This is a genomic window from Propionivibrio pelophilus DSM 12018 (assembly GCF_059569095.1).
This window is the reverse complement of sequence record NZ_JCANUT010000004.1, coordinates 125,939-150,052: the sequence shown is the minus strand read 5'-3', so window position 1 is coordinate 150,052 and position 24,114 is coordinate 125,939. Positions and strand designations below refer to the sequence as shown.

Here is a 24,114-nt window from a genome sequence, read left to right as displayed (position 1 = left end):
AACGTTGGACTCCACTTTTTTCAGCCTACCTCAACGGGTCTTTCTTCCTCATCAGGCAGGTATCCGATCTAAAGAAGTCGCTCGAATGGCTTTTAATCCGATTCACTGACCGGCAGCTCTTGGCCGACTGCTACCGAATCGTGTCCCGTGACCACAAACCGGTCAAGTGCCCGACACTGCCGCTCAGACATGACAAGAACAGACCATCAGGTCCGCTGCAACGAGGCGGTCAATTGAGGCGAGATTCAGCTCCCCTCCGCCACCCGCCCGCGCCGCACCCGTCGCAACACCCAGGCCCGCGCATCATCAACGTAGGTAAACACCACCGGGATCACCAGCAGACTGAGGAAGGTCGAGGTAATCAGGCCGCCGATGACGACGATGGCCATTGGCGCGCGGAAGCTCGGATCGGTGCCGAAGCCGATGGCAATCGGCAGCATGCCCGCACCCATCGCCACGGTGGTCATCACGATCGGCCGGGCGCGTTTGTGGCAGGCGTCGAGCAACGCCTCCAGGCGGCTCATGCCGAATTCCCGCCGCGCCATGATGGCGTACTCGACGAGGAGGATCGAGTTCTTCGTCGCCACGCCCATCAGCATGATCATGCCGATCATCGCCGGCATCGACAGCGCCGTGCGCGTGATGAACAGCGCGAGGATGGCGCCCGGGACCGAGAGCACGAGCGCCACGAGGATCGTCACCGGCTGAACGAAGTCCTTGAACAGCAGCACCAGCACGATGTAGATGCACAGCACCCCGGTGGCCATGGCCAGGCTGAAGCCTTCGAACAGTTCGCCCATCGCCTCGGCATCGCCGAACGCCGCCTTGGCAACGCCCGGCGGCAATTGCTGCAGGCTCGGCAGTTCGGCCGCCAGGCGTTCGACTTCGCCGAGCGGCACGCCGTTGAGTTCGACCTCGATGACGACGTTGCGCGAGCGGTCGTAGCGGTCGATCTGCGCCGGCCCGCCGACGAGGCGGATGTCGGCGACGTTGGCGAGTTGCACCGGGCCGTGGCGGCCGGGAACGGTCAGGCGCGAGACGAGGTCGAGATCCTGGCGCGCCTCGTCGCGCAGCTTGACGACGATCGGCACCTGCCGCTGCGACAGGTTGAGCTTGGCAAGCGACTGATCGTAATCGCCCGCCGTCGCCACGCGCAGCGTGTCGGCGATCGCCTCCGAGGTTACGCCGAGGTCGGCGGCGCGCGCGAAGTCGGGACGGATTTCCAGCTCCGGCCGCACCAGGCTGGAACTCGACGTGACGTTGCCGATGCCGGGGAGCGTGCGCAGTTCGCGCTCGACTTTCTGCGCGTGCGCGGTGAGCGCACGGCCGTCGTCGCCGGACAAGGCTAGTTGGTACTTCTCGGAACTGCCGCCGAGGCCGACCTTGATGCGTGCGCCGGGAATGGCTTCGAGATCGCGCCGGAACGCGGCCTCGATCGTCTGCTTGGTGATGCCGCGGCGTTCGCCACACGGCGTCAGGTTGATCGTCAAGGTGCCCTTGCGCACCTCGGCTGCGCCCTGCGGAGCGAACGGATCGCTGCCCGACGCGCCGCCGCCGATCGTCGTGTAGATCGTCTTCACATGCGGATTCTTGCCGACCAGCGCCTCGGCCTGCTTGACGAGGGCCAGCGTCTGATCGAAGGTGCTGCCCGGCGGCAGGGTCAGCGCCACCTGCGTCTGCGGCAGGTCGTCCGGCGGGATGAAGCCGGTCGGCAGCAACGGCGTCAAGCCGATCAGCGTGCCGACGAAGAACACGACGGTGATGATCGTGGTGCGCACGCGGTGCTTCAGGCACCACTGCGCCAGGCGCATGTACATGCGCTCCCAGCGCGCCTCGGCGTGTCCGCGCGTGTTGGGCTTGAGCGTGTAGGCCGCCATCATCGGCGTCAGCATGCGGGCAACGACCAGCGAGAAGAACACCGCGATCGCCGCCGTCCAGCCGAACTGCACGAAGAACTTGCCGACGATGCCGGTCATGAAGGCGGTCGGCAGGAACACGGCGATCAGCGTGAAGGTGGTGGCGATCACCGCCAGGCCTATCTCGTCGGCCGCTTCCATCGCCGCCTGGTACGGCGTCTTGCCCATGCGCAGGTGACGGATGATGTTCTCGATCTCGACGATTGCATCATCGACGAGAATCCCGACAACCAGTGATAGCGACAGGAGCGTCACCCCATTGATGGTGAAGCCGAACAAAGTCATCGCGCCGAAGGTGGGAATGATCGACAGCGGCAAGGCGGTTGCCGAAACCAGCGTCGAGCGCCAGTCGCGCAGGAACAGCCAGACCACCAGAACCGCCAGCGCCGCGCCCTCGTACATCAGCGACATCGAGCCCTCGTAGTTGTCGACGACCGGATTGACGAAGTTGAAAGCCTCGTCGACCTTGATGTCAGGGTGCTTCGTCTGGAGTCGGGCGAGTTCGGCGCGCACGCCCTCCATCACGTCGACTTCGCCGGCGCCCTTGCTGCGCACGATCTCGAAGCCGACCACAGGCTGGCCGTTGAGGAACGCGGCCGAGCGCCGCTCGGCGATGGAATCCTCTACCGTCGCCACCTGGTCGAGGCGGATGCGCCGCCCGTCGGAGAGCGGAATCTCCATGCGCGCGAGTTCGGCCGCGGTCTGCACCGTGGCGATCAGGCGTACCGACTGTTCCGCGGTACCGACATCGGTACGCCCTCCGGAGGCTTCCTGCTGAATCTGGCGCAACTGGCGGGAGATGTCCGACGCCGTCGCGCCCAGCCCGAGCAACCGATCGGGATCGATGTCGACGCGCACCTGCCGCGTCACCCCGCCCACGCGCGATACCGCACCGACCCCGCGCACGCTGAGCATCGCCTTGGCCACGTCGTGGTCAACAAACCACGACAACGCCTCCTCGTCCATACGCGCCGACGCCACCGTATAGGTCAGCACCGGCGTCCCGGCGATGTTCGACTTGGTGATCACCGGGTCTTTTAGGTCGCCGGGCAGGTCCGAGCGGATGCGCTGCACCGCGTCGCGCACGTCGTCGAGCCCTTCCTGCGTCGGCTTCTCCAGCCGGAACTCGACGGTGATGTTCACCACGCCGTCCTGGATCATCGTGTAGATGTGCTTGACGCCCTGCAGCGCGGCGACCGAGTTCTCGATCTTGCGCGCGACTTCGGTTTCGAGTTGCGCCGGCGCTGCGCCGGGCAGCGAGGCGGTGACGATGACCATCGGCAGGTCGATGTCCGGCATGTTCTGGATCTTCATGGCGCGGAAGCCCATGAGCCCGGACAGCGTCAGCAGCAGGAAGAGCAGGATCGCCGGAATCGGATTGCGGATCGACCAGGAGGAGACGTTAATCATCGCGGCGTCACTTTCCTTGCGCGGTCACCACGCGCACCAGATCGCCATCCGAGAGGAAGCCGACGCCGGAGGCCACGACGGCAGTGCCGGGCTCCACACCGCGGATGATCGCCACGCGGTCGCCGGAACGCTGGCCGACGTCCACCTTGATCTGGGTGACCCGGTTGTCGCTGCCGAGTCGGAACACGTAGCTGAAGCCATCGCGCAGCAGCACCGCGCTCTGCGGCAGCGTCAGCACCCGGCTCTTGCCGAGCTCGATCTCGCCGCTGGCGAACATGCCGGCCGACGCCGCCCCTCCGGCATTGTCCAAGTCGACATAAACGATACCGTTGCGGGTCTGCGGATCGAGCGTCGGTGCGACGATGCGCACCCGCCCGGAAACCGTGCGCCTGCTCGCGGTCGTCAGTCTGACCGACTGGCCGGGCTTGATCCGGTCGAGGTCGGCCGCCGGCAGTTCGGCCCGCCATTCAAGCCGGTCGCGGCGGATCAGGCGGAACAGTTCCTGCCCTTGCTGCACCACCGCGCCGAGCGTCGCCAAACGCGCGGTGATGGTGCCGTCGTCGGGGGCGAGGATGCGCGTCTGCGCCAGGCGCAGATCATCGGACTTTAGCCGCGCCTTGAGGACGTCGACGCGCGCCCGGGCCGTCAGTTCGGCGGTCAGGTACTGCGCGATCTGCTGCGCCGAGAGCGCCCCGCTCGCCTCGATCTGCCGCGCGCGGTCGGCGTTGGCCCGGGCTTCGGCGGCGGCCGCTTCCGCCTCGACCAGGCTGGCGCGCGTCTGCTCGCGCTCGGCGCTGACGGTGTCGCTCTGCAGGCGGGCGAGTTCCTGCCCCTTGCGCACCCGGTCGCCGACGTTCACCGCCACGTCGATCAGCCGCAGGCCACCGATCTCGCTGCCGACGATCGCCTCCTGCCAAGCCGCAATGCTGCCGCTGGCGGAGAGGTGCTGCGTCCACTCGGTTTGTTCCGGCAGAACGGTCGTGACGGTCAGCGCGGCCTTGGCACTGCTGACCGCCGAGCTTTCCTTCTCCTGCGCCGACGAGCGCGCAACGAGGCCGATCAGCGCTGTGCACAACAACACAAATACCGATACACCAACGATGCGACGTGAAGACAGAGGGAATCGCTGATTTATTGCAGATTCGTCATTCCGGCGAAGGCCAGTATCCAGAAAGTTCAACGAACGGGGCCCCGGCCTTCGCCGGGGTGACAAATTCTTCAGCATTTCCAAAGTGAATTTCATGGCCGTTGTCAGTCGTTATTCATTGAAAAAAGCCTCGGGCGACCAGTCGCCACCGATGGCCCGATAGAGGCTGATCCACGCGGCCACGCCGTCGTACTGCACCGCGACATGCTGGCTGCGCGCAGCGACGGCCAGCCGGCGGATCTCTTCCAGCTCCAGCTGCGAGCCGATGCCTGCCCGCCAGCGAGTTTCCGCTGCGGTGAAGGTTTCGTCGTAACGGCGCGCCGCCTCGCGCGCCTCCGCCTCGCGTTCCGCCGCTGAACCGAGACGCACCAGCGACTGCTCGACCTCGCGCACGGCCCGGCGCACGGCGCCCTTGTACACGGCCAGCGCCTCGTCGTAGGCGGCACGCGCCGCGTCAACATTGGCGGCCCGGCGGCCGGCATCGAAAAGCGGCAGATCCAGGGCGGGACCGAACGACCAGACACGACCACTGGCCTGCACCCCGTCGACGGTCTGGCTCTGGCGCCCGATGAATCCGCTCAGGCTCAGACGCGGCCAGCGCGCCGCTTCGGCTACGCCGATCCCGGCGCTGGCTGCGGCCAGGTTGCGCTCGGCCACCGCGATGTCGGGCCGGGCACTCAACACGCGTACCGGCAAGGCCTCGACAGCCAGTTCGGCGGGGCGGGGCAAACGTCCGCGCCGGGGTTCGAGCCGTTCGCGCAACTCGGTTTCCGCCTGCCCGGTCAGCGCCACCAGCGATTTGACCGCGATGTCGCATTCCACACGCTGCGCTAGCACCCGTGCTGCCGCGTCGGCTACGCTCGCCCGCGCCAAGGAGGCATCGGCGGGCGCGGCGAACCCGGCACGCGCCTTTTCTCCCGTCAGACGAGCCGTGGCGCGCCGCGACGCCAGATCGGCCTCGCTGTCCGCCAGCCTCGCTTCGCAGGCGCGCAGCCCAACATAGTCGAGCGCCACCTCCGCGGCCAGCGACACGCGCGCGTCGTGCCATGCGGCACCGGCGCCTTCCAGCCGCGCCTGCGCAGCCTCGGCACCGCGCCGGTTGCCGCCGAACAGGTCGATCTCCCAGGCCGCGTCGAAGGCGCCGCGCGTCACCGTCTGTTCGTAGGCGACCGGATGATCGCCGCTACGCGTGCGGCTGACGCCGAGGCCGACGTCCGGGAACAGCGCGCTGCGCGCCGAAGTGACCGCTGCACGACTCTGGCGGATGCGTGCCAGCGCCTGGTCGAGCGTCGGACTGTCCTGCCCGGCGCGGTCGATCAGTTCGGCAACCAGCGGATCGTCGAACTGTTTCCACCAATCGACCAGTGCGGAGGCCTTTCCGCCATGCGGCAGCGGCGCGACCCAGGCGGCCGGCTCACCCGCCACGGGGCGGACATAGTCGGGACCGAGCGTGCAAGCGCCGAGCAAGAGGCTCGCACCAACCGCGGCACCAACGCCCATCACACGGTGGGTGATGCCACGCTCGGAGAAATTACGACGGGATGTCTGTTTCACGGTTGTCTGCATGGGTTTTCACGCCGGGAATTCGCAATCATGGCCGGCACGCGTTACCCGACCGATCGCGCAGTGTACCGCGAATGACTTCGCTTCCATTGGCACCCCCGGATGAAAGCAGCATTTTCCACCCGGCGCTTGTCGCAAACACGACAAAACCGCCGCAAAACCGGACTTTCCGGCCACGGAGCGTTTCTTGCATGAATGAATCGCCCACAACACGAGGAACCCGCATGGATGCCCAGCTTCGCCCCCCCCTTCTCGCCGGTCTGCGTGACGGCAGCATTGTTCCCTGCCTCGGCCCTGGCGTCCTGTCGGACGTAGTCAATGTCGCCACCGGCGCGCCGATGCCGGCCACCAGCGAACAACTGATCCTGGCACTGAACGGCGGCCGGCCGATGGCGCCCAAGCTGATGTACGAATTCTCGCGCGCGGCGATGAATATCGAGCTGAAGCGCGGCCGTCAGGCTGTGACGCGCTTTCTGAACACGACCTACGGCGAAACGAACTGGACACGCTCAGCGGTGCATGACTGGCTCAAGGAAATTCGTCCGCCGTACGTGATCGACATCAACCGCGACACCCAACTGCTCGACAGCTACACCGGCCTGCCGCACACGCTGATCCTCGGTTGCGCGCGCATCGGCGGCGCCGACTACCGCTTCAAGCTCTATTCCAGCGACGGCGCCACCTACGCGCCGATCGAACCTGAAAACGTCGATACTGACCAACCGATCCTCTTCAAGCCGATGGGCTGTCCCCGGCCGAAACCGAGCTACATCGCGTCCGACGCCGACTACGTCGACTATCTCACCGAACTGATGGGCGGCTTCGGCGTCCCCTCGTTCGTCAAGACGCTGCGCCAGAACAAGCGCTACCTGTTCCTCGGCCTGCGCCTGAACCGCGATACCGAGCGGATGCTGCTCTCCGACCTGATCTATGGCGCCGCCGAACCGGCGGGTTGGGCGTTGATCGAAGATCCTTCGGAAAATGAAATGCGCTTTCTGGAACGCCACGGCATCACGCCGATCGCCACCAGTCCGGCGGCACTGTTCGACTGACAAGACGAAAATGAAAACCGGAAGAGGAAACCGATTGACCGTTCGCGCCTGCCTCGCAGATACTCTCAAGCCTGCGCCAAACGCACCACTGCTCGGCGCCCGACCGATCCCGAACAGCAGGTTTCCCGATGACCCACCGCCGCGCCGTCGCGCTGATGATCCTTGCCACCCTGCTGTGGAGCATCGCTGGCGTCGTCACCCGGCATCTCGACGCCACGCGCAGTTTCGAAGTCACGTTCTGGCGCAGCCTTTTCGTCGCGCTGACCCTCGGCACCACGCTGAGCATCATGCGTGGAGTGGCCTTCTGGCGCAGTCTCGCTACCGCGCGCTGGCCGATGTGGGCCTCTGGCTGCTGCTGGGGAACGATGTATACCGCCTTCATGATCGGCCTGACGCTCACCAGCGTCGCCAACGTCCTCGTCACACTGGCCGTCGGGCCATTGGTCACCGCCCTGTTCACCCGTCTCTTTCTTGGCCACAGCCTGCCGCGGCGCACTTGGGTGGCCATCGCCCTCGGTGGCGCCGGAATAGCCTGGATGTTCGGCCAGGACGCACTGACCGGCGCTTCGCTGACCGGAACGCTGGTGGCTTTTGCAGCACCGCTCGCTGCGTCGGTCAACTGGACGCTGCTGCAGGCGACGGCGACCAGCCCGCTCGACGCCGACACGACGCCTGACATGCTGCCTGCGGTGCTGATCGGCGCCCTGCTCTCGGCCGGTATCACGCTGCCGCTGGCTTGGCCACTCACGGCCTCCGCGCACGACATCAGCCTCCTGGCACTCCTCGGCGTCGTTCAATTGACCTTGCCCTGCTTCCTGGTCATCCGCCTGGCGAAAGCTCTGCCGGCACCCGAGATCGCCCTGCTCGGCCTCCTCGAAGTGGTGTTCGGCGTCGCCTGGGCCTGGCTCGGCGCCGGCGAGCAGCCAGCTGCCGCCACGCTGACCGGCGGCCTGCTGGTCATCGGCGCCCTGGTTCTCAACGAGGCACTGGGATTGCGGCAACGGCGGCAGCTTCTGGCCTTGCGCCAGGCGGTGCGTGGCTAAGGGCCGAATCGCGCCCCGTCAAATTTGCAGGCCCAAACAGCGAAAATCCTAAAGCGCGCACTTGATCCGGTCCCACGAGCTTGCCACGTGTTCGACCATGGTTTGTGCAAGATCCGCGCCGTCGCGGGACTTCAGCGCCTTGATTATCTGCTCGTGGTCCTCGACGGCGGCGCGCCAGGAATCGTCTTTCCGGTCGCCGATGAAGCGAATCCGTTTCATTCGGGTCTGGAGAATTTCGTAGACAAGTGAAAGCGATTCATTCCCCGCCAGGGAAATAAGCCGCGAGTGGATCTGCTGATTCAGCTTGAAGTACTCGAGACGTGACCGAGTTTCATAAAAGGCCAGCATTTCTTCGTGCAGACGACAGATCTCTTCAATCTCCTCGTCAGAAGCATGCTCGCAGATCAGCGGAGCGGCCAACCCCTCCAACTCCTTGAGCACGTCGAGCATGTCCTGCGCCGCTTTGGGGGTCAAGGTGGTAACCACCGCCCCGCGACTTGGGATCAACTCGACCAACCCCTCCGAAGCCAACACCTTCAATGCCTCGCGCAGCGGCGTCCGGGAAACCCCCAGTTGCTCGCCGAGTTGCCCCTCGTGAATCCGCGCCCCAGCCGGCAACGCTCCCTCGATGACCATATCCCGTATCCGGGAGACAACGATGGCGTGCAGCGTCGGGCGTGCGATGGGAATGACTTCGGAGTGTAAAGAAGGTGAGGAGATCGATGACATTGAGGACATGTCGTTTTGTGCTTTCACATATTCATTCATGACAAGAACGCCCCCCTGAAGGCGGCTTGCCCCACGGAGACGATCTCCGGAGCGAACTGAAGACGGCCGAATTACCGGCAATCTGGGGTGGCAAACACTGTCGTTCAGTTTGCGGAGTATAGGCGCTCGGCGAGCTTTTTAAAAGCACTACATTCTGAATTCAGGATTTTGTGTGTTGCATTTGTAACTTGACATGCTTGATTTCTCTGTTGCATCATCCCCGAAAATTTTTCAAGGGGAAAAACGTGACAGACAAAATTTCAACTCAGGCGGAAATTCGTCCCACCATCGCTTTGGCCATGGGCGACCCGGCCGGGATCAGCCCGGAGCTGACCGCCATCCTGCTCAACGACGAAGAAATCCGTGCCGCGGCTAACTTCGTGGTCTTTGGCGACCGGCGCGTCCTGGAAGAAGGCGCCCGAATCGCCGGACTCATGCCCGATGTCGATTTCGTTTCGGCTGATTCAGCCTACGAATTCGGCGAGCGGCCGGTTTTCGTCGATCTTGCCCACCTTGATCCGCGTGACGTCAAGCGCGCTGAAGCCACTCCGGAAGGCGGCGCCTTCGCACTGGAAAATTTCCGTCGCGCCCTGGTGATGGCTCACCAAGGCCGTGCCGATGCGGTTTGTTTCACGCCGTTCAACAAGAAGGCCATGCGCTACGTCTACCCGAACTACGATGACGAAATCCGCTACGCTGCAGACATCACCGACTTCAAGGACGCCGCGCGCGAATTCAACGTTCTGGACAATCTCTGGAACTGCCGTGTCACGTCACACATTCCGCTTTCGGCTGTTGCTGGTTCGCTGTCCATCGAGGGCATCGTCGCCGAGTTGGAACTAGCCGACCACTGCATGCGCGAGGCAGGATTCGCTTCGCCGCGCATCGCTGTGGCAGGCCTCAATCCGCACGCCGGCGATGGCGGAAACTTTGGCAGCGAGGAAATCGAGATCATCGAACCCGCCGTCCGCCTGGCGGTGCAACGGGGAATCAATGCCGAGGGACCGTACCCGGCCGATACCGTTTACCTGCGCGCACGCAACGGGCAGTTCGATGGCGTGCTGAGCATGTATCACGACCAGGGCCAGGTCGCCATGAAGCTGATGGGATTCGACCGCGGCGTGACCATGATGGGCGGCTTCCCCTTCCCTATCTGCACGCCGGCGCACGGCACCGCCTACGACATCGCGGGCAAGGGCATCGCCAACCCGGGTGCCAGCAAAGCGGCGATTCTGCTCGCTGCCCGCATGGCCGCAAGGAATCTGAGCAAAAAACAGAGCGCGTAATACTCTTATTGCATAGACAGGAATTCAAAATGGATTCCCTCGTCTGCCGATATGCTGAAACTGGAGGGTAAGCATGGCACATGAAGCAACAACAAAACATTTCGGTCTGAATCAGATGATTCCGCTGGCCACGGCCGTGATGGCCGGCGTCTTTCTCTGGCTCGGACTGTCGCACTACGGGTTTTGGCACGACGCCAAGGGGCCGATGTCCGGCTTCTTTCCGGTCGTTATCGCGGCAGCGCTGCTGCTCGTGAGCGTCGCCACCTTCTTTCAGTCCTTTTCCGAAAAACGGCCCGCATTGCCTCCCATCAACTGGCTTCCCGCCTTCGGTGTCGTCCTGATCCTCGGATCGACCCTCCTGCTGGGCATGGTGCCGAGCCTCGCGCTCTACGTCGTGCTGTGGCTGCGCCTCTTCGAGAAATACGACTGGAAGACAACCCTGATCACGACGACGGTCATCATGGCCATCGTGATCGGCTGTTTCGTCATCTGGCTCGGCGTCCCGTTCCCGCAAGGGCTCATCTACGAAGCCATCACCGAATAACGAGGGTCGAATGGAAAACATCAACATGCTTCTGCAGGGCTTTTCGGTCCTGCTGACCTGGCAAAACGTCTTTGTCACCTTTCTCGGCGCCATTCTGGGGCTGATCGTCGGCGCCATGCCGGGCATCGGCTCGCTGGCCGGCGTCGCCCTGCTGCTACCACTGACCTACAGCTTCAACCCGACCACAGCCGTCATCATGCTCGGCTCGCTGTACTACGCCAACATGTTCGGCGGCGCCTTCAGCGCGATCCTGCTCAACATCCCCGGCGACAGCCCGGCGGTGATGACCGCGCTGGACGGCTACCCGATGGCCACTGTCCGCAAGCGTCCCGGCCAAGCCCTGCTGGTCTCCAATTTTTCGTCGTTCGTCGGCGGCTTCATCGGCATGATCATTCTCACCTTCACCGGTCCAGCGCTCGCGAATATCGGCCTCAAGTTCGGCCCCTCGGAAATGACCGCCCTGCTTCTGGTAGCGATGACCTCGATCGGCTGGCTGGTCGGCGAGAACCCGAGCAAGGGGCTGTTGCTGACACTGTTCGGCATCCTCCTCGCCTGCATGGGCATGGATACGCTGACGGGCAGCCCGCGCTACGATTTCGGCAACGAGTATCTGCTCGGCGGCATTCCCTTCACACCCTTCGTGATCGGCATGGTCGGCTTCTCCCAGGTCATGATCCTGATGGACGAGCGCCTCATCAAAGCGAAAGAGGTTACCGAGAAACTCACCATCCGCGGTTCGCTGCTGACCAGGCATGAGCTGAAGCGGCTGCTTCCCCCCGCCTTGCGTTCCGGCGTTCTCGGCACCTTCATGGGGGTTTTGCCAGGCGCTGGTGCCACAGCCGCTTCGTTCATGGGGTACGCGGTGCAGAAGTCCTTCAAGAGTGAAGAGCCGTTGGGCAGCGGTGCCGTCGAGGGTATCGCCTCGTGCGAAGCCGCAAACAACGGCGCCGCAGCGGGTTCCTTCGCCCCGTTGCTGGCTCTGGGCATTCCGGGCTCCGGCACCGGCGCCGTTCTCCTTGGCGGTCTGATGCTCTGGGGTTTGAACCCCGGACCACTGCTGTTCACCAACGAGCCGGACTTTGCCTGGGGCCTGATCGCTTCGCTGTTCCTCGCCAATCTTGTGGCACTGATGTGTGCCTGGGGCGTCATTCCGCTGCTGATCAAGATTTTGTCCGTTCCGACGCGGCTTATCATCCCCTGCATCACGGTCATCTGTGTCGTGGGGTCGTACAGCACGAGCAACTCGATGTACGGCGTGCTGGTCATGCTCATCTCCGGCGTTCTGGGCTACGTGATGCACAAGTTCCGCTACCCCGCCGCGCCCGTCCTGCTGGCCTTCGTTCTGGCACCGATGCTCGAATCGAACATGCGCAAGAGTTTCATCATTTCGCGCGGCAGTCTGGACATCTTTTTCGACAGCCCCATTTCCCTCGGCTTCATGACCATATTCATCGTCATTCTGCTTTTCCCGGCGGGCCGCGCGGTTCTCAGCCGCTTCACCCGCTCGGAAATGGAAACAGGCAAATGAAGCGGGATTTATCCAGACAAGTCATTGATGTCGTTTTGTTCGTTGTTTTCTTGAGTTTTTTACCCACGGGAGGTTGAGATGAAGAAGATCCTGGCAATTGCAGCAATAGCATCCCTGATTGGCGCACCGTTGTCGGCAAGCGCTGCAGAATTCACGCCCAAGAAAGATATCGAATGGGTGGTCACTTCCAGCCCCGGCGGCGGCAGCGACATCTACACCCGGTTCATTTCCGACGCCATGACCAAGGCGAACCTGGCCAACGGCAAGACCTTCCTTGTGACCAACAAGACGGACGGCGGCGGCGAAGTCGGGCGGCTGAACGTGAGCCGGACGACTGCCGGAACCCGGGCAGACCATACCCTGCTGACTTTCAACAGCGGCGACCTCATGCCGATGGTCAAGAACACGTCGAACCGTCTGGCCAACTTCACGCCCCTCGCCATCATGGCCGAGGACAAGCAGTTGCTGTTCATCGGCGAATCCGCAAAATACAAAACGTTTGACGAGGTCATCAAGGCGGTGAAGGGCGGCGCCAAGGTGGTTGTCGCCGGATCCAAGGGTGACGACGTCGCGACCTACGAGAAGCTGATCAAGGAACTCAAGTTCACGGAAGACCAACTGGCCTTCATCGTCAACGACTCGACCTCTGCCGCCATCACCTCCATCCTTGGTGGCCACGTTGACCTCGTGATGTCGAAGCCGGCCGCCGCGGATCAGTATGTCGTCGCCGGAAAACTCACCCCCGTCCTCGCCCTGTCGTCGACGCGCTTCACCGGGAACCTGAGAGACGCACCGCGTCTTTCCGAAGTCGGCAGCTACAAGGACGTCGAATTCCCTGTCTGGCGCGGCGTTGTCGGTCCGAAGACCATGAGCCCGGAAGCAGCTGCTTTCTGGAGCAAGACCCTCAAGGCAGTTGCCGAATCCGAGGCATGGCAGAAGGACTACATCGGCAAGTTCAAGCTGATTCCTTCGTTCCTGGATCAGCAAGCGGCGAAAGCCTTCATGACGAAGTTCGAGCAGGACTACCTGAAGAGCATCGGCAAGTAACGCAACCGCTCTGGGCTACATAGCCCTTCCTGGTTGCATGGGAATGGCCCGGTTTTGACCCGCTCGGCGGGAACAAGCCGGGCCATTTTTCTTCAGGTACTGAAGAACCACGCCCCCACTCCTCATCGCCCCCGACTGTCTTGCGGATACAACACCGCAAGCACCGGCGACCAACCTAACGGCTGCTGAAGTTTCGTCATATCGATCCAATGGCCGTACAATCCGTCGGTTTTCGGCGACGCCATGCCGACCGGCCAACGAACAAGCCAAATCAACTACGACCATGAATCAGGATCTCTCGGAAAAAAACCTGCTCCCGGAGGATTGCCCGCCGGAAGGCACCCGGCGCGTCCTGGACGGTCGTGAGCGCGTGTTTTACGACGGCTACTGGATCCGCACCTACCCGACCCCGGCCAATTCGCTGGAAGCCAAGCGACGCCTGATCGACGCGCTGACCCGGCGCCTCTTCAACCATACCGAACACGGTCTGAACATTCCCGGCACCCGGCTGGCGGAAGCGCGCAAGACCTACGAGGAAGAGGCCGATCCGGCGATCAAGCGAGTCAAGGCCGGCATGCTCGCCGGTGCGCTATTCAACCGGGCCGCTGACATCTTCAGAAACCTCGTCGATCTGCAGGAATGCGGTGTCGAGATAAAGAGCAGCGACGCGCTGATGCGCGAGTGCGGCCGCTGCCTGCTGGAGGCCATGGAACTCGGACGCTATGTCCTGCACCGCAGCGGCGAGGAAGGCATCGATGAGTTGTGGGGGGAACCGTTCCGTGCTTTCACCACGCCAATCGAGGAATTCTACGAAAGCCGCTACATCAAGATCGGTCAGACCAAGCGCGACATCGACCGGATTGCCGAAGGCATGGTGGACGTTTTCACCCGCATTCCGGCCTTTGCCGGGATGGGGCCGCTAATCCGCGACTTCGCCCGCGCAGCGCGCATCAAGACGGAGACGCTGCGTACCGACCCGGACATTTTCGACGTCTGGCCGCAACTCGTCACCGCCGGCGAACGTCTCGCCAATTTCGCACCCGATGACGGTGCCGAGGTAATCTACGACATTTCCGACGGACACAGTATCTCGGATGGACTGAAGCTGATTCGCGCCGGGCGCGACCTGATCTTCTTCATCACCCGCGCCCGTACGCCGATGCCCAAGAGCACGAGCGAATACCTCGATCGTTGCCGCGTCTATCTCGAAACCGGCAGCGCCCCAACAACGCCGGTACCGCTGCCAGCGTAATCGGCACGACGGCGCGTCCGGCGCTGAGTCTCCACTCGCGCCCCCGATCGGGCTGACCTCACGCCCGTCGCTTATAATTCACGTACCCTTGTCGCCCGACGCGCGCAAACCGTCGAGCGCACCGCGGACCCGAGCTCTGGCAGACAGCGTCCGGCCCCCCGCATCGCAAAACAATCTGAACTATCCCACCTCTGAACCGCACGTAACTCGCGGCAGGGGCTTCTTTTTTTCGGAACTGAACACCGCATGAAACCCAAGCTCAATTCGCAGCACTCGATTTCCACGAAGCTGCTGACCTGGTCGTGTCTCGCCGCGATCGTCGTAATCACCGCCATCGTTGCCTTCATCAAGGGCTACATGATTCCGCAAATGGCCGACAAGGCCCTGCAGGCCGAAACGAAGTCGCTGGCATCGATGCTCAAGGGCAACTTCGGCGATGTCGACCGTTGGAGCGACGAGAATCTCGCCAGACCCGACCTGCTCGACCCCCTGACCAGCGGGGGCAAGATCGTCGCCACGCTGTTCGTCTATCGCAACGGCGAATTCGTCCGCGCCACCACCACGCTGAAAAAGGAAGACGGCAGCCGGGCGATCGGCACCACCCTGGCGCCGGATTCGGCCGCGGCCAAGGCACTCAAGGCCGGCAAGGACTACTCCGGCCCGATCGACCTGTTCAACCGGCCGCACATGGCGACCTACCTGCCCGTCGTCTTCGACGGCGGACGCGGCGGCGCGATCTTCGTCGGGATCGATTACACCTCGGCGGATGAAATGCTGTCCCTCGCCAACTCCATGGTGCTGGTGGTGATTGCCGCGGGTGTCGTTGGTGTCGTCCTGCTGGCAGCGGCATTAACGCTGGCCATCCGCAAGGTAGTTTCCAGCCGGCTCGACACCTTTGCCGGAATGGCCGAAGGGCTGGCCGCGGGGAAAGGCGATCTCACGGTTCGCCTCGATGCCTCCAGCGGCGACGAACTGGCCCGTGTCGCGCGGGCATTCAATACCTTCTTGGGAATGCTGCACAACATGTTCGTCGACTTCAAGAAGGAGGCTGACCAGATGAGCGCGTCGGCCCACGAACTCGGCTCGGTCGTCCTCAAGACCAACGGCCAGATCCAGACCCAGCAGGACGTCACCGGGAAGGTCGCCGCCGCCGTCGAGGAAATCTCGGTCTCGATCAACGAAGTCGCCAGCCACGCCGCTCGCTCGAAAACCTCCGCGCACGACGTTCAGCAACGCACCGCCGACGGCGCGGCCGACTTGCAAGGTCTCACCGAATCGCTGCAGCGGACGACCGACTCGATCGAAACCGTCAGTAGCACAACGAAATCGTTCATTGCCGACGTCAGCCAGATCGATCAACTCGTCAACATGGTCTCGGAGATCGCCGAGCAGACCAACCTGCTGGCCCTCAATGCCGCCATCGAAGCCGCTCGCGCCGGCGAACAGGGACGCGGTTTCGCTGTCGTCGCCGACGAGGTGCGCAAGCTGGCGACGCGTTCGAGCAAAACCGCCAACTCCATCCGCGAAACGACGGTACGCCTCGGCCAGCAGTCGGACCGTGTTTCGGAAGCGATGACCGGAAGCGAAACGTCGCTGAACGAATGCGTTGTGCGCATGAACAAGGTCCAGGACGGACTGGGTGAGATCGAGGCGCTGGCCGCCAACGTCACCCGCGAAGCCGACGACGTGTCCACGATGGTGAGCGAACAGTCGGCGGCCTCGCACGACATCGCGCAGAGCATGGAGTCGCTGGCCACGACGGCGGAAGCCACCGCCAGCCAGATGGAAATTGCGGCGACGATCGCTTCTCAGCTGGAAGCGGTATCACACCTTCTCTCCGACGCGCTCGCCGGCTTCAAGACGCAGGACGAAAACGCGACCTGAGTCCGGCCCCGACTTCACGCAACGCCGGACGTAATAAAGCCCCGCCGGTCATCGAACCGGCGGGGCTTTGTTTTATCGCCTGAGATCAGGCCATAAGGCTATAGCATGCTCAATTCGCGTTGGTGATCGCCGCCTGGGCAGCCGCCAGACGGGCGATCGGCACGCGGAACGGCGAGCAGCTGACGTAGTCGAGGCCGGCGCGGTGGAAGAACTCGACCGAAGCCGGATCGCCACCGTGTTCGCCGCAAACGCCGAGCTTGATGTTCGGACGCACCGAACGGCCCTTGTCGACGCCCATCTGGACCAGCTGGCCGACACCCTTCTGGTCGATCGACTGGAACGGGTCGGTTTCGTACATGCCGGCCTTCAGGTAGTGCGGCAGGAATTTGCCCACGTCGTCACGCGAGAAACCAAGCGTCATCTGCGTCAGGTCGTTGGTACCGAACGAGAAGAACTCGGCCTGCTTGCCGATGCTGTCGGCGACCAGCGCGCCGCGCGGCGTCTCGATCATGGTGCCGACCATGAACTCGACGGTCGCGTTACGCTCGGCGAACACGGCTTCGGCCGTATCGCGGATCACCTTGGCCTGCGAGTTGAACTCGCGCACGGTGCCGACCAGCGGAATCATGATCTCGACCTTCGGATTGATGCCCTGGGCCTTGACGTTGAGCGCCGCTTCGAGAATCGCACGGGCCTGCATCTCGGTGATTTCCGGATAGGTGATGCCGAGGCGGCAGCCACGGTGGCCCATCATCGGGTTAGCTTCGTGCAGGTCATCGACGCGGTGCTTGATGCCTTCGTAGGTCAGGCCCATTTCGATGGCCATCTCGCGCTGATTGACGTCGTCGTGCGGGAGGAACTCGTGCAGCGGCGGGTCGAGCAGACGGATGGTGACGGGCAGGCCGTCCATCGCCTTGAAGATGCCCTCGAAGTCGCTGCGCTGCATCGGCAGCAGCTTGAACAGCGCGCGACGACGGCCCTCTTCGTCCCGGGCCAGGATCATTTCGCGCACGGCCTTGATGCGATCGCCTTCGAAGAACATGTGCTCGGTACGGCACAGGCCGATGCCGACGGCGCCGAAGTTGCGGGCAACCAGCGCGTCTTCCGGCGTATCGGCGTTGGCGCGAACGGCCAGGCTCTTGTAACGCTCGGAAATATCCATCAGCTTGCCGAAATCGCCGGAGAGGTCGGCTTCCATGGTCGGAACCTTGCCTTCGTAAACCTGGCCGGTCGATCCATCGAGCGAAATCCAGTCGCCTTCCTTGTAAACGTTGCCGTCGACGGTCATCGTACGGGCCTTCGGATCGACGCGGATGGCGCCGGCGCCGGAGACGCAGCACTTGCCCATGCCGCGGGCAACGACGGCCGCGTGCGAGGTCATGCCACCACGCGCGGTCAGGATACCCTTGGCGGCAGCCATGCCGCGCAGGTCTTCCGGCGAGGTTTCCTGGCGGACCAGGATGACGTCGAGGCCGTTCTGCACCCACTGCTCCGCTTCGTCGGCGAAGAACACGATCTGGCCGGTCGAAGCGCCAGGCGAGGCCGGCAGGCCGTTGGCGATCGACTTTGCGCTCTTGATCGCGGCGCGGTCGAACACCGGGTGCAGCAGTTCATTGAGACGATCCGGGGAAACACGCATCACCGCGGTCTTCTCGTCGATCATCCCCTGGTCGAGCATGTCCATCGCCACGCGCACCATCGCCGCGCCGGTCCGCTTGGCGGAACGGGTCTGCAGCATCCAGAGCTTGCCTTCCTGGATGGTGAACTCGATGTCCTGCATGTCCTTGTAGTGGTTTTCCAGCGCCGTTTCGGTCTTGAGCAGCTGCTGGTAGATCTCCGGCATCAGCTCTTCCATCGACGGGAACTTGGTGCGGCGGTCCTCCTCGCTGACCTGGGCCAGCACGGCCCAGCGGCGGGAGCCTTCCAGCGTGATCTGTTGCGGCGTGCGGATGCCGGCCACGACGTCCTCGCCCTGCGCGTTGACCAGGAATTCGCCGTTGAAGACATCCTCGCCCGAGGCGGCGTCACGCGTGAAAGCCACGCCGGTGCCGCTCTTGTCGCCGAGGTTGCCGAACACCATCGACTGGACGTTCACGGCGGTACCCCAGGAGTCCGGGATGTCGTTCATCTTGCGGTAGAGCTTGGCGCGGTCGTTGTTCCAGCTTTCGAACACGGCCATGATGGCGCCCCACAACTGCTCCCACGGATCGTTCGGGAACTCGCGACCGAGGCGGGTGCGGATCAGCGCCTTGAATTCAGCGACCATCTGCTGGAGTTCTTCAACGCCGAGTTGCGTGTCGAGTTCGACGCCCTTCTTTTCCTTGATCTCGTCGATGATTTCTTCGAACGGATCGTGATCTTCCTTCGATTCAGGCTTGAGGCCCATGACCACGTCGCCGTACATCTGGATGAAGCGGCGATACGAGTCCCAAGCGAAACGCTCGTTGCCCGACTTGTTGGCCAGGCCCTTGACGGCTTCGTCGTTGAGGCCGAGGTTGAGGATGGTATCCATCATGCCCGGCATCGAGGCGCGCGAACCGGAACGCACCGAGACCAGCAGCGGATCGGCGGCGTCGCCGAATTTCTTGCCCATTTCCTTCTCGATGAAGGCAACGCCCTCCAGTACTTCCGCCTCGATCTGCTTGCGCACGACGTCGCGGCCCTGCTCGGAGTACACCGTGCATGTTTCGGCGCTGATCGTCAGGCCCGGCGGTACGGAAATCCCCAGGCGGCACATCTCGGCGAGGTTGGCCCCCTTGCCGCCCAAGGTGTTCTTCATATCGGCGGCGCCATCGGTCCGGGACGGACCGAATACGTATACGGACTTATTCGACATTTCTACCCCAATCAACGGACAAACAAACAAAAAACGGCTCGTACGGGCGATTTGTTTTATGCTGCTGCCTCGCCCGCCTTCGCCAACAATTGTTATTTCTTCTGAGCGCGCGATTGTAGCAGAACTCCGTGTCGCACCGCGGCAGCTTTGCGCGCTATCTAACTGATTTTACGCACAATTGGATAAATGGCCTGACCAATTTATCCAGCAGGATCGTTACTCGCTTCGTTCGATCAGCGCGACGGCATCGGCCGAAATTCCTTCTTCCCGCCCGACGAACCCGAGACGCTCGGCGGTCTTCGCCTTGATATTGACGCAGTCCGGCGCGATGCCCAGATCCTCGGCGATCCGCGTCACCATCAGCGGGATGTGCGGCGCCATCTTCGGCCGTTGCGCATTGATTATCGTATCGACGTTGACGACCCGCCAGCCGGCCGCTGACAACCGGTCGCGCACCTCGCGCAGCAGCGCACGGCTGTCGACATCGCGGAAACGCTCGTCGGTATCCGGAAACAGGCGGCCGATGTCACCCATTGCCGCCGCACCGAGCAGAGCATCGACCAGCGCGTGCAGCAGCACGTCGGCGTCGGAATGCCCGAGCAGGCCGCGTTCGTGCGGAATCTCCACCCCGCCGATGATCAGTTTGCGCCCGGGAACCAGCGCGTGGATGTCGTTTCCCAGTCCGATTCGAATCATGCGTCCCTCGTCGACAACACCAGTTCGGCCAGGCGCAGATCGGCCGGATAGGTCACCTTGAAATTTGTCGCGTCGGCCTTGACCAGCCGCGGTTTGTAGCCCGCCGCTTCCAGCGCGCTCGCCTCGTCGGTCACGCCGTGCATTCCGTCCAGCGCCCGGCAAAGCAGCCTATAGCGAAACATTTGCGGCGTCTGCGCCTGCCACAAGCCATCGCGCGATTCGGTAGCCGCGACGCGTTGTTCCGCATCGGCGCGCTTCAGCGTATCGGCCACCGGCACCGCCAGCAGGCCGCCGACCGGATCATCGCGCAGTTCGTCGCACAGCGCCGCGAGCATCGCCCGGGAAACGCAGGGACGCGCCGCGTCGTGCACCAGCATCCAGTCATCGTCGGCGACGACGCCGGCAACGGCATGCAGTCCGTTGGCCACGCTTTCCGCACGCGTCGCACCGCCGCAGTAGAGTACTTCCAGCTTCGGACCGAGCGTCGACCAGTCGTACGTCCCCCACCACTCATCCCCCGGCGAGAGCACGACCCAGACCCGTTCGATGCTTTCGAACCGGCACAGCGCGGCAAGCGCGTGATGAATCATCGGCCGACCGGCGAGCTCGAGGTATTGCTTGGGAATTTCGGCACCGAAGCGGGCACCGCTGCCAGCCGCGGGAACAAGGGCGAAATGACGTGACATCGCGCAATTCTAGCCGAAAGTAACGATCGCGCCCGTGCCACGCTCCGCCTTGCGACTCCCCTCCCCCTTTCATATAGTGAAGCGAAAGGAGTCTCGTCATGAGCACATACCTCCGTCCTGCCGCCGTCGCCGGCATGTTCTACCCGGACACGCCCGCCACCCTGAGTCGTGAAGTCACGGCACTGCTCGCCGACGTCCCGTTGCACGGCGAACCGGCGCCGAAAGCGGTCATCGTTCCGCACGCCGGTTACATCTATTCGGGACCGATCGCCGCCAGCGCCTTCGCCACGCTGCTCAGCATGCGCAACACGGTGCATCGTGTCGTTCTGCTCGGCCCCACGCACCGCGTCGCCGTGCGCGGGCTGGCCTTGCCGCGGAGCGATACTTTTGCCACGCCGCTCGGCACCGTTCCGATCGACAAACCCGCCGTGGATGCCATCAGCGACCTGCCTCAAGTCTTGTTCAGCGACGCGGCACATGCGCAGGAGCACTCGCTCGAAGTCGAAATTCCGTTCCTCCAGACCGTGCTTGATGATTTCTCGCTGCTGCCGCTGGCGGTCGGCGACGCCTCGCCCGGCGAGGTGGCTGAAGTGCTGGAACGCGTGTGGGGCGGCCGGGAAACGCTGATCGTCATCAGTTCGGACCTGTCGCACTACCTGCCCTACCAAGACGCCCAGCACATCGACACGCGGACGGCGCACCAGATTCTCGGCCTCGACCCGATGATCAACCACTACCAGGCCTGCGGCGCCACACCGATCAACGGCCTGTTGCTGGCTGCACGCAAACGTGGCTTGCAGGTGAAGCAGCTGGACCTGCGCAATTCGGGCGACACCGCCGGCGACCGCTCGCGTGTGGTCGGTTACGGCGCTTTCGGGTTCTTTGCCCCGGAGACCGGAAGACAACGCGGAGAACAACACCATGTCCATTGAGCCGCTCGGACACGCCCTGCTGACGATCGCGCGCAACGCCATCGAGGAGGAATTCGGCATGAAGCCGCGCACGGTCACGTCGCACCCCGATCTCGCCAAGGCCGCCGCGACCTTCGTCACGCTCACGCAGAACGGGCAGTTGCGCGGTTGCATCGGCAGCCTGGAGGCGTGCCGCCCGCTGGCCACGGATGTCGCCGAGAACGCCGTCGCCGCGGCCTTCAGCGATCCGCGCTTCCCGCCGCTGCGCCGGGGAGAACTCGAACAGACGCGCGTCGAAGTGTCGTTGCTCGACAAGCCCCTGCCCATGAAATTCACCGACGAGGACGATGCGCTCAGGCAACTCTGCCCCGGTGTCGACGGGCTGATCCTGACCTGCGGACACCATCGGGCGACCTTCCTGCCGCAGGTGTGGGAATCGTTGCAGACGCCGCGCCTGTTTCTCCAACACCTCAAGCTCAAGGCCGGCTTGCCGGCTGATTTCTGGGGCCCGAACCTCACCCTGAGCCGCTATGGCGTCCGGAAATGGAAAGAGCCATGAAAACCCCGGAATCCGATTTTCCCGCCCGCTGGTGGCACTCGCTGCCGGTCGAAACCGGCAAGCCGGCACGCATCCAGTGCGACCTGTGCCCGCGCGACTGCAAGCTGCACGACGGTCAGCGCGGCGCCTGTTTCGTCCGCCAGAACATCGGCGACCGGATGGTATTGACCACCTACGGCCGCTCGTCGGGATTCTGCATCGACCCGATCGAGAAAAAGCCGCTCAACCACTTTTACCCGGGCTCATCGATCCTCTCGTTCGGCACCGCCGGCTGCAATCTCGCCTGCAAGTTCTGCCAGAACTGGGACATCTCCAAGTCGCGGGACATGGACCGCCTGATGGATTCGGCCAGTCCCGAAGGCATCGCCGCCGCGGCTCAGGCCTACGGTGCCCAGTCGGTGGCGTTCACCTACAACGACCCGGTCATCTTCGCCGAATACGCCATCGACACCGCCGAGGCTTGCCACCAGAAAGGCGTCAAGACAGTGGCCGTCACGGCCGGCTACATCCATCCGGAACCGGCGAAGGAATTTTTCGCGGTGATGGACGCGGCCAACGTCGACCTCAAAGCGTTCACCGACAACTTCTACGTCACACTTTGCGGCGGGCACCTGCAACCCGTGCTCGACACCCTCGCCTACATCCATCACGAAACGGACTGCTGGCTGGAAATAACGACGCTGCTGATCCCCGGCCAGAACGATTCCGCCACCGAGATCAAGGCGCTGTCCGAATGGGTCGCGCGCGAACTGGGACCCGACGTGCCGCTGCACTTCTCGGCCTTCCACCCGGACTGGAAGATGGACGACCTGCCGCCGACACCGCCGTCGACGCTGACCCGTGCCCGGAACATCGCCATGGACGCCGGACTGCACTTTGTGTACACCGGCAACGTCCACGACACCGAGGGCGACACGACCTTCTGCCCTGCCTGCCACGCCGCACTGATCGTCCGCGACTGGTACGTCATCCGCCATTACGACCTGCCCGACAACGGCTGCTGCCCGCACTGCCACACCCGCATTCCAGGTCATTTCGGGCGTTTCGGCAAACCCTTCGGCTCGCAGCGCATCCCGGTCCACCTGGCGCGGAGGTAAGCAGAACCATGCTCGACTTCACCCCCGACGGCCTCGGCGTTCCAGTCTCCATTCCCTCCGAACACGGCCTGCTGTACGGGGAACTCGGCGTCCTGCCCGAATCGCCGGGCATCGTCGTCCTCGCTCACGCAACGCTGGCGCTCGACGCAAAGGACAAGCTGCTGGCCGGGCAATTCCGTCGCGCGGGCCTCTCAACGCTGAGTGTCGATCTTCTTTCCCGGCAGGAAGAGCATTTCCCCGACGTCCACAACAACGTGCCGCTGCTTGCCCATCGACTGACCGACTTTCTCGGACTGCTCCGCAACCGCATCGCCATGGGGGAATTACGCGATCAGCCCGTCGGACTCTTCGCCGCGAACGCCACCTCCCCGGTCGTCATCCGCGTCGCCGCGCTGCGCGACCACGACATCGCAGCGATCGTCTGCCGCGGCGGTCTGATCGACCTGGCCGGGGTGCTGTATCTGCGGGCACTGGAAGCTCCACTGCTGGTATTGACCGAAGAAACGGACGAAACGCACATCGACAGTAACCGGCGTGCGCTGCGAGAAATCACCTGCCACAAGGAATTCCGCTTCATTCCGGAAATCGGTCCGGACTATGCCGCATCGAACGGCGTCGCGGCCTGCATCAGCGCGGCAACGACCTGGTTCATCCACTTTTTCTCCAACCGTCCGCCGGAATGAGCACACGGCCTCCACGCGGAAGAAAGGAAGCTGAAAACCATCTGAGCTCACGCGTCAGCGCATCAAACACCGCTCGGTTTTCCTCTTGCCCTCTGCATCGTCGAGCAGCGCAGGGCGCAACGGGAAAAAGGGCGAGGACTGTCTGAGGGCCAAAGGCCCGAGTTCCGCAGCCCCCCGTTGCGAACGAGCAGCGCAGAGTACCCGGC

General features: G+C 63.5%; 19 protein-coding genes. 12 read left to right on the top strand and 7 right to left on the bottom strand.

Annotation, left to right across the window (positions count from 1 at the left end):
• Positions 1–245: 245 nt before the first annotated feature.
• The 3 genes from BO74_RS04005 to BO74_RS03995 all read right to left on the bottom strand — a co-directional run bounded on the left by BO74_RS04005 (position 246) and on the right by BO74_RS03995 (position 6,027).
• On the bottom strand, positions 246–3,326 hold the full coding sequence (locus BO74_RS04005) for an efflux RND transporter permease subunit (protein ID WP_496440215.1): 3,081 nt from the start codon (positions 3,324–3,326) through the stop codon (positions 246–248).
• Positions 3,327–3,333: 7 nt separating this feature from the next.
• The gene (locus BO74_RS04000; RefSeq protein ID WP_496440213.1) at positions 3,334–4,407 is read right to left on the bottom strand and encodes an efflux RND transporter periplasmic adaptor subunit; all 1,074 of its coding nucleotides are present in this window, start codon (positions 4,405–4,407) and stop codon (positions 3,334–3,336) included.
• Positions 4,408–4,584: 177 nt separating this feature from the next.
• Positions 4,585–6,027 carry an efflux transporter outer membrane subunit gene (locus tag BO74_RS03995; RefSeq protein ID WP_496440212.1) on the bottom strand — a complete coding sequence of 481 codons (1,443 nt, stop codon included), beginning with the start codon at positions 6,025–6,027 and terminating at the stop codon, positions 4,585–4,587.
• Positions 6,028–6,260: 233 nt separating this feature from the next.
• Here BO74_RS03995 and BO74_RS03990 point away from each other — a divergent pair, with 233 nt between their 5' ends.
• Together BO74_RS03990 and BO74_RS03985 are read left to right on the top strand one after the other, a co-directional pair.
• Positions 6,261–7,088, top strand: a complete 828-nt coding sequence (locus BO74_RS03990; RefSeq protein WP_496440210.1) for an SIR2 family protein — start codon at positions 6,261–6,263, stop codon at positions 7,086–7,088.
• 128 nt (positions 7,089–7,216) lie between these two features.
• Positions 7,217–8,131, top strand: a complete 915-nt coding sequence (locus tag BO74_RS03985) for a DMT family transporter (RefSeq protein WP_496440208.1) — start codon at positions 7,217–7,219, stop codon at positions 8,129–8,131.
• Positions 8,132–8,179: 48 nt separating this feature from the next.
• Here the strand turns inward: BO74_RS03985 and BO74_RS03980 are convergent, their stop codons facing one another.
• A complete protein-coding gene (locus BO74_RS03980) occupies positions 8,180–8,899 on the bottom strand; it encodes a GntR family transcriptional regulator (protein WP_496440206.1) in 720 nt (239 codons plus the stop codon).
• Positions 8,900–9,144: 245 nt separating this feature from the next.
• Between BO74_RS03980 and BO74_RS03975 the strand changes: the two genes are divergently transcribed.
• The 6 genes from BO74_RS03975 (at position 9,145) to BO74_RS03950 (ending at position 16,440) form a co-directional block, all read left to right on the top strand.
• Positions 9,145–10,185, top strand: coding sequence for a 4-hydroxythreonine-4-phosphate dehydrogenase PdxA (locus tag BO74_RS03975; protein WP_496440205.1), 1,041 nt, complete (start codon positions 9,145–9,147; stop codon positions 10,183–10,185).
• 73 nt (positions 10,186–10,258) lie between these two features.
• The gene (locus tag BO74_RS03970; protein ID WP_496440204.1) at positions 10,259–10,729 is read left to right on the top strand and encodes a tripartite tricarboxylate transporter TctB family protein; all 471 of its coding nucleotides are present in this window, start codon (positions 10,259–10,261) and stop codon (positions 10,727–10,729) included.
• 10 nt (positions 10,730–10,739) lie between these two features.
• Positions 10,740–12,257 (top strand): tripartite tricarboxylate transporter permease, encoded by a 1,518-nt coding sequence (locus BO74_RS03965; protein ID WP_496440203.1) that lies wholly within the window; start codon positions 10,740–10,742, stop codon positions 12,255–12,257.
• Between the two features lie 78 nt (positions 12,258–12,335).
• Positions 12,336–13,304 carry a Bug family tripartite tricarboxylate transporter substrate binding protein gene (locus BO74_RS03960; protein WP_496440201.1) on the top strand — a complete coding sequence of 323 codons (969 nt, stop codon included), beginning with the start codon at positions 12,336–12,338 and terminating at the stop codon, positions 13,302–13,304.
• A 283-nt stretch (positions 13,305–13,587) separates the two neighbouring features.
• Positions 13,588–14,556, top strand: coding sequence for a hypothetical protein (locus tag BO74_RS03955; RefSeq protein ID WP_496440200.1), 969 nt, complete (start codon positions 13,588–13,590; stop codon positions 14,554–14,556).
• Between the two features lie 246 nt (positions 14,557–14,802).
• On the top strand, positions 14,803–16,440 hold the full coding sequence (locus BO74_RS03950) for a methyl-accepting chemotaxis protein (protein ID WP_496440199.1): 1,638 nt from the start codon (positions 14,803–14,805) through the stop codon (positions 16,438–16,440).
• Positions 16,441–16,549: 109 nt separating this feature from the next.
• On the opposite strand, the gene ppdK is transcribed toward BO74_RS03950, so the two are convergent.
• The 3 genes from ppdK to ispD all read right to left on the bottom strand — a co-directional run bounded on the left by ppdK (position 16,550) and on the right by ispD (position 20,658).
• Entirely contained in the window at positions 16,550–19,276 is a 2,727-nt protein-coding gene (gene ppdK, locus BO74_RS03945; protein ID WP_496440197.1) for a pyruvate, phosphate dikinase, read from the bottom strand.
• A gap of 216 nt (positions 19,277–19,492) precedes the next feature.
• Positions 19,493–19,972, bottom strand: coding sequence for a 2-C-methyl-D-erythritol 2,4-cyclodiphosphate synthase (gene ispF / locus BO74_RS03940; protein ID WP_496440195.1), 480 nt, complete (start codon positions 19,970–19,972; stop codon positions 19,493–19,495).
• A complete protein-coding gene (ispD, locus tag BO74_RS03935; RefSeq protein WP_496440193.1) occupies positions 19,969–20,658 on the bottom strand; it encodes a 2-C-methyl-D-erythritol 4-phosphate cytidylyltransferase in 690 nt (229 codons plus the stop codon). The genes ispF and ispD overlap by 4 nt, the downstream gene beginning before the upstream one ends.
• A gap of 98 nt (positions 20,659–20,756) precedes the next feature.
• Between ispD and amrB the strand changes: the two genes are divergently transcribed.
• Genes amrB through BO74_RS03915 form a run of 4 tightly spaced genes read left to right on the top strand, consistent with a single transcriptional unit; the run spans position 20,757 to position 23,908 of the window.
• Positions 20,757–21,590, top strand: a complete 834-nt coding sequence (gene amrB / locus BO74_RS03930) for an AmmeMemoRadiSam system protein B (RefSeq protein WP_496440192.1) — start codon at positions 20,757–20,759, stop codon at positions 21,588–21,590.
• Complete coding sequence (gene amrA, locus BO74_RS03925; RefSeq protein ID WP_496440191.1) at positions 21,580–22,128, top strand: AmmeMemoRadiSam system protein A; 549 nt, start codon at positions 21,580–21,582, stop codon at positions 22,126–22,128. Before amrB ends, amrA begins: the two co-directional genes overlap by 11 nt.
• The gene (gene amrS, locus BO74_RS03920; protein ID WP_496440189.1) at positions 22,125–23,225 is read left to right on the top strand and encodes an AmmeMemoRadiSam system radical SAM enzyme; all 1,101 of its coding nucleotides are present in this window, start codon (positions 22,125–22,127) and stop codon (positions 23,223–23,225) included. The genes amrA and amrS overlap by 4 nt, the downstream gene beginning before the upstream one ends.
• An 8-nt stretch (positions 23,226–23,233) precedes the next feature.
• The gene (locus tag BO74_RS03915; RefSeq protein ID WP_496440186.1) at positions 23,234–23,908 is read left to right on the top strand and encodes a dienelactone hydrolase family protein; all 675 of its coding nucleotides are present in this window, start codon (positions 23,234–23,236) and stop codon (positions 23,906–23,908) included.
• The last annotated feature ends 206 nt before the right edge of the window (positions 23,909–24,114 follow it).

What these genes read in the sequence shown, in the direction of transcription:
- BO74_RS04005 (WP_496440215.1), bottom strand. Translation starts at nt 3,326, where the DNA reads ATGATTAACGTCTCCTCCTGGTCGATCCGCAATCCGATTCCGGCGATC.
- BO74_RS03990 (WP_496440210.1), top strand. Translation starts at nt 6,261, where the DNA reads ATGGATGCCCAGCTTCGCCCCCCCCTTCTCGCCGGTCTGCGTGACGGC.
- BO74_RS03985 (WP_496440208.1), top strand. Translation starts at nt 7,217, where the DNA reads ATGACCCACCGCCGCGCCGTCGCGCTGATGATCCTTGCCACCCTGCTG.
- BO74_RS03980 (WP_496440206.1), bottom strand. Translation starts at nt 8,899, where the DNA reads ATGAATGAATATGTGAAAGCACAAAACGACATGTCCTCAATGTCATCG.
- BO74_RS03970 (WP_496440204.1), top strand. Translation starts at nt 10,259, where the DNA reads ATGGCACATGAAGCAACAACAAAACATTTCGGTCTGAATCAGATGATT.
- BO74_RS03965 (WP_496440203.1), top strand. Translation starts at nt 10,740, where the DNA reads ATGGAAAACATCAACATGCTTCTGCAGGGCTTTTCGGTCCTGCTGACC.
- BO74_RS03960 (WP_496440201.1), top strand. Translation starts at nt 12,336, where the DNA reads ATGAAGAAGATCCTGGCAATTGCAGCAATAGCATCCCTGATTGGCGCA.
- BO74_RS03955 (WP_496440200.1), top strand. Translation starts at nt 13,588, where the DNA reads ATGAATCAGGATCTCTCGGAAAAAAACCTGCTCCCGGAGGATTGCCCG.
- BO74_RS03950 (WP_496440199.1), top strand. Translation starts at nt 14,803, where the DNA reads ATGAAACCCAAGCTCAATTCGCAGCACTCGATTTCCACGAAGCTGCTG.
- ppdK (WP_496440197.1), bottom strand. Translation starts at nt 19,276, where the DNA reads ATGTCGAATAAGTCCGTATACGTATTCGGTCCGTCCCGGACCGATGGC.
- ispF (WP_496440195.1), bottom strand. Translation starts at nt 19,972, where the DNA reads ATGATTCGAATCGGACTGGGAAACGACATCCACGCGCTGGTTCCCGGG.
- ispD (WP_496440193.1), bottom strand. Translation starts at nt 20,658, where the DNA reads ATGTCACGTCATTTCGCCCTTGTTCCCGCGGCTGGCAGCGGTGCCCGC.
- amrB (WP_496440192.1), top strand. Translation starts at nt 20,757, where the DNA reads ATGAGCACATACCTCCGTCCTGCCGCCGTCGCCGGCATGTTCTACCCG.
- amrA (WP_496440191.1), top strand. Translation starts at nt 21,580, where the DNA reads ATGTCCATTGAGCCGCTCGGACACGCCCTGCTGACGATCGCGCGCAAC.
- amrS (WP_496440189.1), top strand. Translation starts at nt 22,125, where the DNA reads ATGAAAACCCCGGAATCCGATTTTCCCGCCCGCTGGTGGCACTCGCTG.
- BO74_RS03915 (WP_496440186.1), top strand. Translation starts at nt 23,234, where the DNA reads ATGCTCGACTTCACCCCCGACGGCCTCGGCGTTCCAGTCTCCATTCCC.